Here is a 13302-nt window from a genome sequence, read left to right as displayed (position 1 = left end):
GTTCGCCCCTATCCCCCGGGTGGCCCCGGCGGGCCCATGAATACCTGGGACATCCAGACCAGGAAGCCGTAGCCGCCCACCACGGCAACGGCCAGGATGGGAAACAGGAAGACGATGATGAAGACAAATAACCGGAATTCGCTGCTCTTGCGCTGCTCCGGCGTCAGTTGTTGGAGGTCGTCCATAAACCCGCCTTTTTTATGTGTGTATTCACCACTTTAGTCAAGGCGGGCAAACTTGGCAAAAATCAATTTTGGTATTACTTCAGAGGTATAGACACGGGGATGATGGGAGGAATTGCTCCTCACGGAGTGCGCCCTTGCCGGGCGCAAAAAAGGCCGGCTACGGCAGCCGGCCCGTCATGGATGTTTCGAGCAAGAGGCATTGTTCCAGCAATTAGTCGACCGTGAAAATCACCTTATCGATCACGTGAATCACGCCGTTGGCTGCTTCAACATCTGCCTCTATGACGTTGCTCCCTTCGATAACCAGCGCGTTGTTTTGTATATCAACGTTCAAAGTGGTGCCCGCCAGGTTCGTTACCGTGCCGCCGTTCGAGCCATATGCAGTCAGAGAATCCACCCGTATATTGAGAATATGTTGCTGTAAAATGCCCGGCAAATCCGGACTGGAAAGCAATTGCTCTGCCGTCAGCCCTTCATCAGCCAACAAAGTTTCAAAAGCGGCATCTGTTGGCGCGAACACAGTCAAGTTCGCCTCCGGATTCGAAGCCGCAGCGACCAGGTCAGGAGCTCCATCTCGACCGCTTGCTTCCACAAGTGCGTCGAGCAGAATTGTAAACTCGGCATTTACTTCAGCACTCGCGAGCGCAGTTACGATTTCTGCAATCGTTGACTCTGTATCGCTCAGAGCGCTTGGCGGGGGAACAAGCACTTTATCGATCAGGTGAATAACGCCATTGGTAGCGTCTACATCCGTAACCGTCACTCGTGAGGTGTTTACGTACAATACGTCCTCACCATTTTCCTGAGAAATGGAAAGCGCGACGTCTTTGCCGTTCACCGTTTCAACCAGGTTTTGTGGGACTGGGCTTTGGGCGACGCTGATCGCCGCATCGGCCTTCACTTCACCTACTGACGTTGTGAGAACGTGGTAAGTGAGAACCGCGTTCAGCAATTCTGTGTCAGCTAACAACTCTTCTGCCGTGAGACCCAAGTCTTCGAGTAGGGCTTCGAAGGCTGCGTCTGTCGGCGCAAACACGGTCAACTGATCATTTCCGCCAAGCAGCTCCGCGATAGACGAATCTGCAGCTAGAACAGCCGCCTCAAGAATCGTTGTGTTTTCGTTCGCCACGGCGATTTCCAAAATATTTTGCGTTGGTCCACCTGCCGAATCGTTGTCATCGTCATCGAGCCAACACCCGGACAGCATGACACTGCCCGCCAAAATCATCGGTAAAGCTATTACTTTTTTCATTTTTCTGCCCTCAATGAAGAATCGCTTGTCGATAGTTTGTGTTGGTTCGAACCTGCACTAGTTCAGTCCCTGACTAATGCGTCAAAGCAATCTACGGGGAGGGCAAAAAAACGGATTCACAAATTTTTACATTCGAGCTTACGAATGTGAGCTGAATACAATTTTTCTACTCACAGGCGCTCAGGAATGATCGTCTGCACGCGCCACCAGCCGACCAACGGTGCCATCCGCCAATTTTCCTGCTAATGGTGCGATAAAGATGACCAGGGGGAAGGCCACCACCCAGGCGACAATAAAAGAGGCACCCCAGCGGTTGATGAAACCCTCCGCCAGCCCTGTGTTGATAAGAGTGATAATGCCAGACATCATCAACGACATGATGCCGGACATGTATAACGAGAAAACCACCCGGCGCACACGCGTGATTTTATGGGAAGACATGACACCTCCTCGGCAATTGTGAGCGAACAGCATCTGAAACTTTCACCAATCCGTAACTAGACTGAAGTGATCAATGCTCAGATAGGCAAGCGCAACATCATAATAAGCATGCAAAGTTTTACCATACGGCTTTTTACCGAGAGACAGGCACCATGGATCAGCGGCACCGCACGAAAACCCTGAAGCTGACGACGCTTTCCCTTGTCGCCCTGATAGTTCTGGCTGGCTGCAGCTCTACCCGCATGGCCTATCGCTATGCGGACTGGGGTGTGGTTTGGTGGGTAGAAGATTATGTAACCCTGAGCCGGGCGCAGAAACAGCAGCTGAACCAGGACTTGGACAGCCTGCGCCAGTGGCATTGCTCAACGGAGCTTCCCCGCTACCGCGCCTGGCTGGGCGAGCTCGAAGCTGATATTGCCGATGGCGCACCGGATATCGACACCATTGAGTATCATCAGCAACAACTTCTGGTCTTTGTACCGGACCTGTTGGATCGAGCCGTGCCAGTGGCAGTGAATCTGCTGACCAGCCTGTCTGATGTCCAGGTGACCGAACTGGCCCAGAACATGGCGAAAAATCAGGCTGAGCTTGAGCAGGACATGCTGGCAGGTGACCCGCAGCAAACCGCCAAGGCGCGGGCAGAGCGAACCGCCAAACGGGTTGAACGATGGCTGGGCAGCCTGAACGGGCAGCAGCAGGCTCTGGTTGAAGAATGGTCTGCCGACCGAGGTCAGCAGACGGAAATCTGGCTGCAGGGCCGGAAGAACTGGCAACAGGCCCTGCTGGAGACCATGGAAAGCCGGGACCAGTCCGGTTTTGGTGATGCCATCCGAGACCTGGTAATGAACTCCGAAAACGCCCGAGGTCCCGAATACCAGGCCATGATGACGGAAAGCCAGCAGGCCATGGCGAACCTGATGTATGCGTTGATTAAGGCTGGCGACCAACAGCACCGGGAGCACCTGCAGGCCCGGGCAAATAAACTGAATCAGGACTTCACAGCCCTGACCTGCTCCTGATCAGACCAGCTAAACACCAGACACAAAAAAGGGCCGAAGCTAACGAACTCTCCGGCCCTTTTCGTTTCGGCGGATATTAAACCGTCAGGTAACCACCGTCCGCATTAATGCAGGCACCGGTGGTGTAGCTGGAAGCGTTGGACACCAGGTACAGCACGGTACCGGCCATTTCGTCCGGATCTGCCACCCGCTTCATGGGAATGTGAGCCATGGCCTGTTTCTTGATAGCCTCGTTGGTGGTCAGGGCGCTGGCGAACTTGGTGTCGGTCAAGCCCGGCAGCAGGGCATTCACCCGCACGTTCTGCTGGCCAAGTTCCATGGCGAAGGATTTGGTCATGGAAATCACCGCCGCCTTGGTCACCGAATAGATGCCCTGGAAGTGGCCGGGGTTTACGCCGTTCACCGAGGCCACGTTAACAATGGACCCGCCACCGTTTTTCTTCATCAGCTGGGCGCCACGGGCACACATGAAGAAGTAGCCACGGATGTTCACGTCCACGGTTTTGTGAAAAGCGCTCAGGTCGGTATCTTCCACCGGGCCAAAATACGGGTTGGCGGCGGCGTTGTTTACCAGGATATCCAGCTTGCCGTGCTCTTTTGCAATATGCTCCCACACCGCTTCAATCTGGTCCATCTCGCCGATGTGGCAGGCGAAGGCTTCGGCGCTTCCACCATCGGCACGGATGCTGCTGGCCACGGCTTCACAACCGTCAATCTTGCGGCTGCTGACGATCACGTGGGCGCCGTAGTGGGCCAGCGTGCGGGCGATGCTCTCGCCGATGCCACGGCTGGCACCGGTTACCAGGGCGACTTTGCCAGTCAGGTCGAACAGGTTTACGTTGCTCATGGATTTCCCTCAGATTATCGGAATGTCACCAGGGCGGGGTCTTCCGCTTCCAGGTGGCTATAGTTGTTGAAAACGGCCAGGCTGCGCCGGGGGCCGGAATACAGAATGCGGGACACGCTGGTGTTGGCAATCACGTTGTTCATCTCCAGCGCCTTGTGGTCGGACAACTCCAGCAGGTGCTGGGCAATCACTGCAATGGGCCCGCCGGAGGTTGAGACAATGACATCGGCACCGTCCGCCAGCTCAATCAGTTGATCCAGCGCACTGCTCACCCGCTGCCGGAAACCCTGCCAGGATTCCGCGTATTCGTGGTCATACTCGCCACTCACCCAGCGGGCGACCGCTTTTTCAAAGGCCTGCTGAAATGCCCTTGCCGGCTTCGGGAAACTGGCCAGGTCCCGAGCCATCACCTGTTTGTCCGCCCATTTCGGGCGCAGGCGCTCCACCACTTCAACGTGATCAAACTCGTTCAAGCCTTCCATCACCTGCATATCCGGCAGGCTTGCACCGTAACCGGTGGTGATCGCTTCCACGGTTTCCCGATGGCGCTGCAGGTTACCGCCAAAAATGGCACCCGGCTCCACCTTATCCGCCAGCCAGCGGCCCAGGATCCTGCCCTGCTCCCAGCCTCGCGGGGAGAGCTGATCGTAGTTCTCTTTGCCAAAACTGGCCTGGCCGTGGCGCACCAGATAAATCGTGGCCATTACAGCGAGCTCTCGCTGATCAGGCGCTGGCACCGTTTCTCCAGATAATTGGCAGCGTGGCCGAAGGCGGCAAAGCGCTTGTCTTTGGTCTGTCCATGATAGAAGCGGTAATAGATCTGCTGGACAATCACTGCCAATCGGAACAGACCGTAGATTTCGTAGAAATCGAACTTTTCAGACCGGAAGCCGGATTTCTCCATATAGTAGTCCACCACTTCCTTGCGGGTCAGCATGCCCGGCCGGTGGGTGGGTTGGCGCCGCAGCATCTGGAACGGGCCTTCGTCGTCCGCTTCAATCCAGTACGCCAGGCTGTTGCCCAGGTCCATCAGAGGGTCACCGATGGTGGCCATTTCCCAGTCCAGCACGCCAATCACTTCAAACGGGTTGTCCGGGTTCAGAACCACATTGTCGAAACGGAAATCGTTGTGGATGACAACCTGGGCGATGTCGTCCGGCATCTTGTCGTTCAGCCAGGCCATCACGTTTTCAAAGTCACCGACATCCTCGGTGCGGGCCTTGCGGAAACGGTCGCTCCAGCCTCCAATCTGGCGCTGCACGTAGCCGGCACCCTTACCCAGTTTGTCCAGGCCGGCTGCCGTGGCATCCACGGTGTGCAGGTCCACCAGCTTGTCGATCACATTCAGGCACAGCTTGCGGGTATCTTCCGCACTCAGCTCGAAATCCTTGGGGAAATCCTGGCGCAGGATGATGCCCTTGAGCCTCTCCATCACATAGAAATCACACCCCAGCACGCCGTGATCATCGCAGATGGCGACAATGTTTGGCACATAGGGGTAAACCGGCTTCAACGCGTCCATCACCCGCGCTTCCCGTAGCATGTCGTGGGCCGACTTGGCAATCTTGCCGAACGGTGGCCGGCGCAGTACGTAAGACTGCTCGCCGTAGTCCACCTGATAGGTCAGGTTGGAGGCGCCGCCGGGATACTGCTTGATGCTCGGCTGCCCTTCCAGGCCGGGAATGGCCTGTTTCATGAACTGGTCGACGGCGCTGATATCCAGCTCTTCGCCTTCCCGGATGTCTACGGCCTGGTCGATCTGAGTCATTCAATCTCTCCTGTGATGTATTCAGGCGTTCGCCTTGCCACCCATCTTGCTCATCCAGCGCTTGGTTTCCTGGTGCATCAACCAGTCAAACGCCCAGGGTGCATGGCGCTTGAGCATCCACATACGGCGCTCTTTGGCGTGGGGCAGTACCCAGAAGTCTTTGTCTTTCACGCTGCGGAAGATATCTTCGGCCACGTTTTCGGCGGTGATGTTGGACCGCTTCATCAGCTTGTTGACGTTCTGCTGGATGCCGGGAATATCCGACCGCATGGTGCTGGCCAGGTTGGTCTGGAAAAACGCGGGGCAGACGCAGCTGACGTGAATACCGGAATCCCGCAGCTCCTGGCTGAGGGTTTCAGACAGGGCAATCACCCCGGCCTTGGACACATTGTAGCTGTCCATCAGGGGCGCCAGCATAAGCCCGGCCATGGAGGCCACATTCACAAACGCGCCGGAACCCTGTTCCTTGAACAGCGGCGTAAAGGCTTTGCAGCCACGCACAACGCCCAGTACGTTGATATCGAGGATCCACTCCCAGTCGCCTATGGTGGTGTCTTCGATGGAGCCTGCGGAGGCAACGCCGGCGTTGTTGACCACAACGTCCACACCGCCCCACTTCTGTACCAGTTCATCGCGGACTTTCTCGAAGTCACTCAGGCGGCGAACGTCGCATTCAACGAAATAGCCCTCGCCGCCCGCGTTGTTCAGTTCCGCCTCGACGGCCACGCCCTGCTCCGGGTTAATGTCCCCAATGCAGACTTTCGCGCCCTCTTTGGCATACCGCAATGCAATCGCCCGACCCAGGCCACTGGCCCCGCCGGTTATGAATACTCGCTGTGTCATCGGTGTTTCTCTCCGTTATGTTTATGTTCTGGAGTTCGTGTTCTTTGTTTTGGAGTAGGAGCTGCTGCCGGGTAGGCCTTTCCAAAACCTTGCGGAGCCAGGGATGGCGGAGCCCAAGCGTCACATGGATGTGCCGAAGGAGCGTGTTTCAGAAAGCTTCTCCCACCTGCTCCCGGCACCCAATGTTTGGATTAACGGCTCAGGACTTATACTTGCGGAGCTCCAACCGAGCCACCATCGCCCGATGAACTTCGTCCGGGCCATCGGCCAACCTTAGTACCCGAGCGTAACCGAACAATGCCGTCAGCGGGAAATCATCGTCACTGACACCAGCCCCACCGTGAATCTGAATCGCATCATCCACAATCTGCTGCAGCATCGCCGGCACCACCGCCTTGATCATCGAAACCTCCTGCAGCGCACCCATAATGCCCTTCGTATCCAACGCCCAGGCACACTTCAACGTCAACAAACGCGCCTGCTCAATGTTCATACGGGCATTGGCGATGACATCCGGGTTGCCACCCAACTTGGCGATGGGCCGACCGAAGGCTTCGCGGGTCATGGCGCGCTTGATCATGAGCTCAAGGGTACGCTCAGCGGCACCGATGGCGCGCATGCAGTGGTGTACGCGGCCCGGCCCCAAACGTCCTTGAGCGATTTCGAAGCCTCGGCCGGGGCCGGCGATGATGGCGCTTTTGGGCAGGCGTACGTTGTCGAACAGTACCTGGCCGTGGCCGTATGGCTCATCGTAGGCGCCGAATACCGGCAGCATGCGCTCGATGGTGATGCCCGGGGTGTCCAGTGGCACCAACACCATGGAGTGGCGGCGGTGTTTCTGGGCGTCCGGGTCTGTCACGCCCATGAAGATACCCACTTTGCAGTCCGGATGGCCGATGCCAGTGCTCCACCATTTACGGCCGTTGAGCACCACTTCGTCACCTTCAACCATCGCGGTGGCTTCCATGTTGGTGGCGTCGGAGGAGGCAACCGCCGGTTCGGTCATGCAGAAGGCGGAGCGGATTTCGCCGCTCATCAATTTTGGCAGCCACTCGGCTTTCTGCTCTTCCGATCCGTAGTGGATCAGCACTTCCATGTTGCCGGTGTCTGGCGCGTTGCAGTTGAAGATTTCCGGGGCGATGAAGCTGCGGCCGGTTTCCTCGGCAATCAGGGCGTAGTCGGAGTTGAGCAGGCCACAGCCGTATTTGTCGTCCGGAAAGAACATGTTCCACAGGCCCTGGGCCTTGGCTTTTTCTTTCAGTTCTTTGATGATCGGCAACACCACCCAGCGGTTTTCCAGGGAGGCAAGCTCCTTGTGGTACTGCTCTTCAATGGGAAAGATCTCGTCACGCATGAACTGCTTCACGCGTTTGAGGTAATCCTGGCCTTTTTCGGAAATATTGAAATCCATGGTGCAGCTCCTCGCGCTTGCCTGCCCCAACCGGGGCGCACTTTTGTTCAGATGGAAAACAGTCTAGGAGCCAACGCGCTATTACGCGACTGAATTGTTCTTATCGTTTATCATTACCCTTACTTATTCCGAAACCGGACGCGCCTTATGGCCCTGAATCGACTGGACCTTAACCTGCTGCATGTTTTCGATACCATTTATCGGGAGGGCAGCCTGACCCGCGCCGCCAGGGCGCTGCACCTGACGCAGCCCGCGGTGAGCCATTCCCTGGCGCGGCTGCGGGATCACTTTGATGACCCATTGTTTACCCGCCAGGGTAACCAGATGGTGCCCACTCCGTTAGCACGCCGGTTTCTGGAGTCGATGCGGCCGGGGCTGAATCAGGTGCAAAGCGCGGTAAACCAGTTCCATGCCTTTGACCCAGCCAGTCAGCGCAAGACTTACACACTGGGGTTGCGGGATGTGCTGGAGTCTACCTTTCTGCCCCAGTTGATGGGCAAACTGGCACCCTACCCGGACATGGAGATTGTCTCCCAGCGGATACCAAGGCGGGATATGGAAACCCAGTTAGCCGCCGGCAAACTGGATTTCGCCATTGATGTATTGCTGCCGGTCAGCAATCAGACCAGCCATGAACTGCTTCGGCAGGACCGCCTGGTGGTGTTGGCGCGCAAGGGGCACCCGGCCATTAAAGACGGGCTGGATATGCCGGCGTACCTGAAGGCAAAACATGTACTGGTTTCGTCCCGTACCGAGGGCCCGGGTATTGAGGACTTTGAGCTGTCCCGGCACGGCGTGCAGCGCAGCATAAGGCTGCGTTGCCAGCACTATTATGCTGCCTGCCGGGTGGTGGAGAATTCCGACTTGCTGTTGACCATGCCGGAAACCTACGCACGGATCATTGCCGAGCGGGGGGAGATAGAAGTGATGAGCCCGCCGGCACAGATGCCCTCCATTGATGTGCATCTGTACTGGCACAAGGCTTATGAGCGGGAGCCTGCGCTGGTGTGGTTCCGGGACCTGCTACGCAGCCTGCCACAACATCAGTAGGCGCCTACCAGGGCAAGGAAGCCGAAGAAACCGGCAGCGGTAATGCCCAGGGAAAGCACTACAATACCAAAACCCCACCAGATGGCGGCGGCGTCTGACACTGGCACGTCGTGGCCCCGCAAGGTGCGATAGAAAGCCCAGGGGCCGAGCACAAACGAGCCCACGACAGCAAACACCAGGCCAACTGCAATGCCGGCAAAGGTCCAGGTAGCCAGCACCATGGCCCGATCCGAACTCTGCTCTTTTACACCGTGGTGTTCCAGAAACTTTTTGCAGAAGAACCACAGCAGGGCAAACAGGGCAACCACAAAGACCAGGCCGCCAACAAGCGTAATAATCCGGTACAGCACAGAGTTATCCTTTACATTTAGGTGGTCAATCCGGGAACACGGGCTCCGGCAGGCACTCGAACCCCGGCTTGGCGAACAGGTAGCCCTGATAGAGCGCAATTCCCTGGGAGCGCAGCCAGAAGTATTCCTCTTTGGTTTCTACGCCTTCCGCGATAATCCGACCACCAAGATGGCGCATCATGGTGATGATTCCAAGCACAACCGCCTGTTTATTGGAATCGTCATGAATATTCCGCACCAGCGCCATATCCAGCTTCAGGAGATCCGGCGGGCTCAGCATCATGATGTTGTAGCGGGAGTAACCGGCCCCGAAATCGTCAATCGCAGTGCTGAACCCCATCGATTGGTACGCCTCGATGATGGAGGACAGATGCTCTACGGAACTGAGATCCTCGTTTTCAATCATCTCGAAGATGATTTTCCGGGTATCAAAGTTGTAGGTTTTCGCCGCCGCCAGAGTGGTCCGGATGCAATATTCAGCCTTGTACACCGCGTTCGGCATGAAGTTGATGCTGAGAAGCGGCTGCATGTCGAGCTTGGCTGCCAGCTTGACCGCTTTGACCCGGCAAATCTGGTCAAACGCATAACGGTTGTTTTCATTGACCCTGGACAGCACCGACATGGCGCCCTCTCCTTCGGGGCCGCGCACCAGCGCCTCGTAGGCAAACACCGTTTTGTTGTCCGCGTCCACGATGGGCTGGAAAGCAAAACTGAACGCAAAATCCAGACCGTTCCCACAGGCACACTGCTCACAATGTGACTCATCAAATAGTACTTCGGGTTTATTCACACGGGCTCCGGAACAAAAAACAGATACATGTCACTTGAAGCTTAAAAGAATCAATTAGTTTCCACTATAGCTATCAACCAACGGGTCGTAAAACTTCGTCAATTAATTAAAGCCACCACCACTGGCATCTGCCCGCCCGAGGACTACACTGGGGTTGTTGTTCAAAACCCGCAAACACCGCACGTTAGGAGGCTCCGGAATGGCCCAGACCACTCGCATCGCAGTTACCCCCGGAGACGGCATCGGCCCGGAAGTTGTCGCCGAGGCAGTCCGCTGTCTGGAGACCCTGCGCGCGAAGCACAACCTGGCACTGGAATGGACCCGATTTCCCTGGCCATCCCATGCCTGGCACGAAGAGTACGGAGAATCCTGGCCGGCAGACGCGCTGACCCAGCTAAAGGCCTATGATGCCATCCTGCTGGGCGCCCTGGGCGATCCCGGCCCTATGGACGACACCAACCGGTACCTCCTGCCAGACAGCATTTCCCTGGCTCCCCTGCTGGACATGCGTAAAGGTTTCGACCAGTGGGTGTGTGAACGCCCTGCGCGACTGTTGCCCGGCGCCAGGCAGTACCTGAAAGATGATCGCGCCAAGGACATCGATATGCTGGTGATTCGCGAGAACAGTGAAGGCGAGTACGTCAGTCAGGGCGGGCGACTGCGCCAAGGCAAGCCAGACGAAGTGGCCACCCAGATGGAGGTCTTCACCCGCCGGGCCACCGAACGGATCATCCGTTACGGCTTTGAGCAGGCCCGCAAGCGGGCTGGTGAGCGGGTGCAGGAAGGCCGTACCCGCGCCTTCCGCACACTCGATGGCCGAAGCTGTGAAAGCCAGGTGTGTCTGGTGACCAAGCGCAATGCCTTGCGTTACTGGGGTGACATGTACACCGAAGTCTTTGAGGAAGTCAGCCACGACTTTCCCGACGTCGCCACCCATCACGAACTGGTAGACGCCGCCTGCATGAAGTTTGTTCAGTGCCCCTGGGCCTTTGATGTGGTGGTGGCCAGCAACCTGCAGGGCGATATCCTGACCGACCTGGCAGCCGTGCTTTCTGGCGGCATGGGCGTTGCGCCTTCCTGCAACCTCAACCCGACCGACCCGCACATGCCATCCATGTTTGAGCCCACCCATGGCAGCGCACCGGATATTGCCGGCCAGGGTATTGCAGACCCCACCGCCATGCTGTTTACCACGGCGCGCATGCTCGATTGGCTTGGCCGTAAAGACCCCAAACTGGCACAGGCCGGGAAGGAGCTGTTCGACGCAGTAGCCGCTGACCTTGCCGAACAGGGTAACCAGCAACGGGCTACCAGCCAGATTGGCGATGCCATTTGTAAACGCCTGCAGGCCTGACTAGTCTGCTAAAGAGGTATTTCATTCACTTCGGGAGGTGCCCATGACCGACCACAAAGGCAAATTGTCTCCCCTGCTCAAGCAGGCTACCGGCATTACTGCCGCCAAGGGCGAAGGCGCCTATATTATTGACCCCGAGGGCCGTCGGTATCTGGATTTCACCTCCGGCATCGGTGTCACCAGCACTGGCCATTGCCACCCGAAAGTGGTGGCCGCTGCCCAAAAACAGGTGGCTACCATGATTCACGCCCAGGCAACCACGGTGATGAACCCCAGGCTGCCGGAACTGGCGGAAAAACTCGGAGAGCTGACACCAGACCCTCTGAATGCCTTTTTCTTCTCCAACTCTGGCACCGAGGTGGCCGAGGGTGCGGTTCGACTGGTTCGCCAGGCCACCGGACGACCCAACGTGATTGTATTCCATGGCGGTTTCCATGGCCGCACCATGGGGTCATTGTCCATGACCACCTCCAGCGTTGCCCTTCGGGCCGGTGTCAGCCCGATGATGGGTGGCGTTGTGGTTGCCCCCTTTCCACACGCTTTTCACTATGGCTGGAGCCTGGATGAAGCCACCGACTTCTGCCTGCGGGAGCTGGACAGAATCTTCGTGACCTATTCCGCCCCCAAGGAAACCGCCGCCATGCTGATTGAGCCGGTTCAGGGTGAAGGCGGCTACGTGCCCGCCAACGCCCGCTTCCTGAAGGGCCTTCGGGAACGGTGCGACAAACACGGTATCATGCTGGTGTTCGATGAAGTTCAGGCCGGCTTCGGCCGCAGCGGCAAGTTCTGGGCACATGAGCATTTTGGTGTCACCCCGGACGCCATCATGATCGCCAAGGGCCTGGCCAGCGGCTTCCCGATCTCTGCCCTGGCGGCTTCCGAGGAAACCATGTCCAAAGGCTGGCCCGGTTCACAGGGTGGCACCTACGGAGGCAATGCCGTGGCTGCGGCGGCGGCTATTGCTACCATTGATGTCATTCGCGAAGAAGGCCTGGTGGAGAATGCAGACCGCATGGGCAAACGCCTGTGGGACAACCTGCACGCCCTGAAAAAGGATTATCCGGAGATGGCCGATGTCCGGGGCAAAGGCCTGATGGTAGGAGTTGAAATGCGCCGGGGCGACTGCCCCGATGGCGAACGCGCCGGCAAGATCCTCAAGGAATGCGAAAACCGGGGGTTACTGATGCTGCGCTGCGGGCCTTACCAGGAAATCGTCCGATGGCTGCCGCCACTGATCGTCACCCAGAACCAGATTGATGAAGCGACCGGCATCTTCGAGGAGGCTCTGAAAGCCACCGCCTGAGACCCATTTCGAGAAACGAAAAGGCCGGATGACATCCATCATTCGGCCTTTCTCACAGAACCTATCCTGGAACCGCGGCGGTATCATCTGTCGGCGGTGACAAACTCCAGGCGCCCGGGAGCAACCCGGATATCCACGGGTACAATGCCCAGCATCCGCTGGGCAAAGTCGTCTTCATTGAGGCGATACACCGGCATGGTTTCCAGCATCTGGGCCACCACCCGCATCACGTTGTCCGTGACCGGCGCCAGGTCGCCCTTGAAAAAGGGGGAATCAATGGAGCTCTCCAGAAGCTGAAGCCTGCGGATGTACACCGCTTTTTCCTGACTGTCATACACTGGTGCACCTTCAACCTTGAGCGCCAAGTCCACCGGCAGCTTGGCCATCAGTGCGTTCAAAGCCACCTGCCCCCGAAGATCAATCACCGCCACATCGCGACCATCCGGCCCCAGGGTAATATCTGCATCACTAAGACTCAGGCTGAGCGGCGATCCACTCTGCAAATGCTGCCGATCATAGTCGGCCACGGCCCGCTTGAGATGCCGCTCAATCTCGCCCTCGGAGATGGCATAAGGTGAAATGCTCGCACAACCACTGGCCAGTACCGCCAGCACCAGAACCGGGAACCAGGCCCGAACCTGCATGAATGTTTTCATTTTTCTTCCTCTGAAACCGAGCCCCCTATCCTG

At 57.5% G+C, this 13302-nt stretch carries 15 protein-coding genes; 4 read left to right on the top strand and 11 right to left on the bottom strand.

Translation table 11 applies throughout. The features are described from left to right. Positions 1-8 precede the first annotated feature (8 nt). The 3 genes from QUE75_RS05640 to QUE75_RS05630 form a co-directional block, all read right to left on the bottom strand. Complete coding sequence (locus QUE75_RS05640) at positions 9-185, bottom strand: periplasmic nitrate reductase, NapE protein (protein WP_072677854.1); 177 nt, start codon at positions 183-185, stop codon at positions 9-11. A 211-nt stretch (positions 186-396) separates the two neighbouring features. Further along, entirely contained in the window at positions 397-1437 is a 1041-nt protein-coding gene (locus tag QUE75_RS05635; RefSeq protein ID WP_286254228.1) for a fasciclin domain-containing protein, read from the bottom strand. Positions 1438-1617: 180 nt separating this feature from the next. Further along, complete coding sequence (locus QUE75_RS05630; protein WP_286254226.1) at positions 1618-1878, bottom strand: DUF2798 domain-containing protein; 261 nt, start codon at positions 1876-1878, stop codon at positions 1618-1620. Between the two features lie 152 nt (positions 1879-2030). Between QUE75_RS05630 and QUE75_RS05625 the strand changes: the two genes are divergently transcribed. After that, entirely contained in the window at positions 2031-2897 is an 867-nt protein-coding gene (locus QUE75_RS05625) for a DUF6279 family lipoprotein (RefSeq protein ID WP_286254224.1), read from the top strand. 76 nt (positions 2898-2973) lie between these two features. On the opposite strand, the gene QUE75_RS05620 is transcribed toward QUE75_RS05625, so the two are convergent. The 5 genes from QUE75_RS05620 to QUE75_RS05600 all read right to left on the bottom strand — a co-directional run bounded on the left by QUE75_RS05620 (position 2974) and on the right by QUE75_RS05600 (position 7766). Next, on the bottom strand, positions 2974-3744 hold the full coding sequence (locus tag QUE75_RS05620; RefSeq protein ID WP_286254221.1) for an SDR family oxidoreductase: 771 nt from the start codon (positions 3742-3744) through the stop codon (positions 2974-2976). A 14-nt stretch (positions 3745-3758) separates the two neighbouring features. After that, positions 3759-4448 carry a histidine phosphatase family protein gene (locus QUE75_RS05615; RefSeq protein ID WP_286254218.1) on the bottom strand — a complete coding sequence of 230 codons (690 nt, stop codon included), beginning with the start codon at positions 4446-4448 and terminating at the stop codon, positions 3759-3761. Then, positions 4448-5512: a phosphotransferase family protein gene (locus QUE75_RS05610; protein ID WP_138437740.1), complete on the bottom strand. Its 1065-nt coding sequence runs from the start codon at positions 5510-5512 to the stop codon at positions 4448-4450. Before QUE75_RS05610 ends, QUE75_RS05615 begins: the two co-directional genes overlap by 1 nt. A 21-nt stretch (positions 5513-5533) precedes the next feature. After that, on the bottom strand, positions 5534-6355 hold the full coding sequence (locus QUE75_RS05605) for an SDR family oxidoreductase (RefSeq protein ID WP_286254217.1): 822 nt from the start codon (positions 6353-6355) through the stop codon (positions 5534-5536). A gap of 199 nt (positions 6356-6554) precedes the next feature. Next, the gene (locus QUE75_RS05600) at positions 6555-7766 is read right to left on the bottom strand and encodes an acyl-CoA dehydrogenase family protein (RefSeq protein WP_152437503.1); all 1212 of its coding nucleotides are present in this window, start codon (positions 7764-7766) and stop codon (positions 6555-6557) included. 147 nt (positions 7767-7913) lie between these two features. Here QUE75_RS05600 and QUE75_RS05595 point away from each other — a divergent pair, with 147 nt between their 5' ends. Continuing rightward, the gene (locus QUE75_RS05595; protein ID WP_106693559.1) at positions 7914-8816 is read left to right on the top strand and encodes a LysR family transcriptional regulator; all 903 of its coding nucleotides are present in this window, start codon (positions 7914-7916) and stop codon (positions 8814-8816) included. Here the strand turns inward: QUE75_RS05595 and QUE75_RS05590 are convergent. After that, entirely contained in the window at positions 8810-9166 is a 357-nt protein-coding gene (locus QUE75_RS05590; RefSeq protein WP_072677863.1) for a hypothetical protein, read from the bottom strand. The two genes, QUE75_RS05595 and QUE75_RS05590, sit on opposite strands and share 7 nt — an antisense overlap. 25 nt (positions 9167-9191) lie before the next feature. Next, complete coding sequence (locus tag QUE75_RS05585; protein WP_208622790.1) at positions 9192-9956, bottom strand: EAL domain-containing protein; 765 nt, start codon at positions 9954-9956, stop codon at positions 9192-9194. 199 nt (positions 9957-10155) lie between these two features. Between QUE75_RS05585 and QUE75_RS05580 the strand changes: the two genes are divergently transcribed. Next, complete coding sequence (locus QUE75_RS05580) at positions 10156-11310, top strand: isocitrate/isopropylmalate dehydrogenase family protein (protein ID WP_286254209.1); 1155 nt, start codon at positions 10156-10158, stop codon at positions 11308-11310. A gap of 43 nt (positions 11311-11353) precedes the next feature. After that, positions 11354-12613 (top strand): aspartate aminotransferase family protein, encoded by a 1260-nt coding sequence (locus QUE75_RS05575; protein ID WP_058090647.1) that lies wholly within the window; start codon positions 11354-11356, stop codon positions 12611-12613. Between the two features lie 83 nt (positions 12614-12696). Here QUE75_RS05575 and QUE75_RS05570 read toward each other — a convergent pair whose 3' ends face one another. Then, the gene (locus QUE75_RS05570) at positions 12697-13269 is read right to left on the bottom strand and encodes a DUF1439 domain-containing protein (protein ID WP_286254207.1); all 573 of its coding nucleotides are present in this window, start codon (positions 13267-13269) and stop codon (positions 12697-12699) included. Between the last annotated feature and the right edge of the window lie 33 nt (positions 13270-13302).

The organism is Marinobacter shengliensis (assembly GCF_030297115.1).
GTDB lineage: Bacteria > Pseudomonadota > Gammaproteobacteria > Pseudomonadales > Oleiphilaceae > Marinobacter > Marinobacter shengliensis.
Note: the sequence above shows the minus strand (reverse complement) of the source record. Positions and strands in the feature narration are given on the sequence as shown.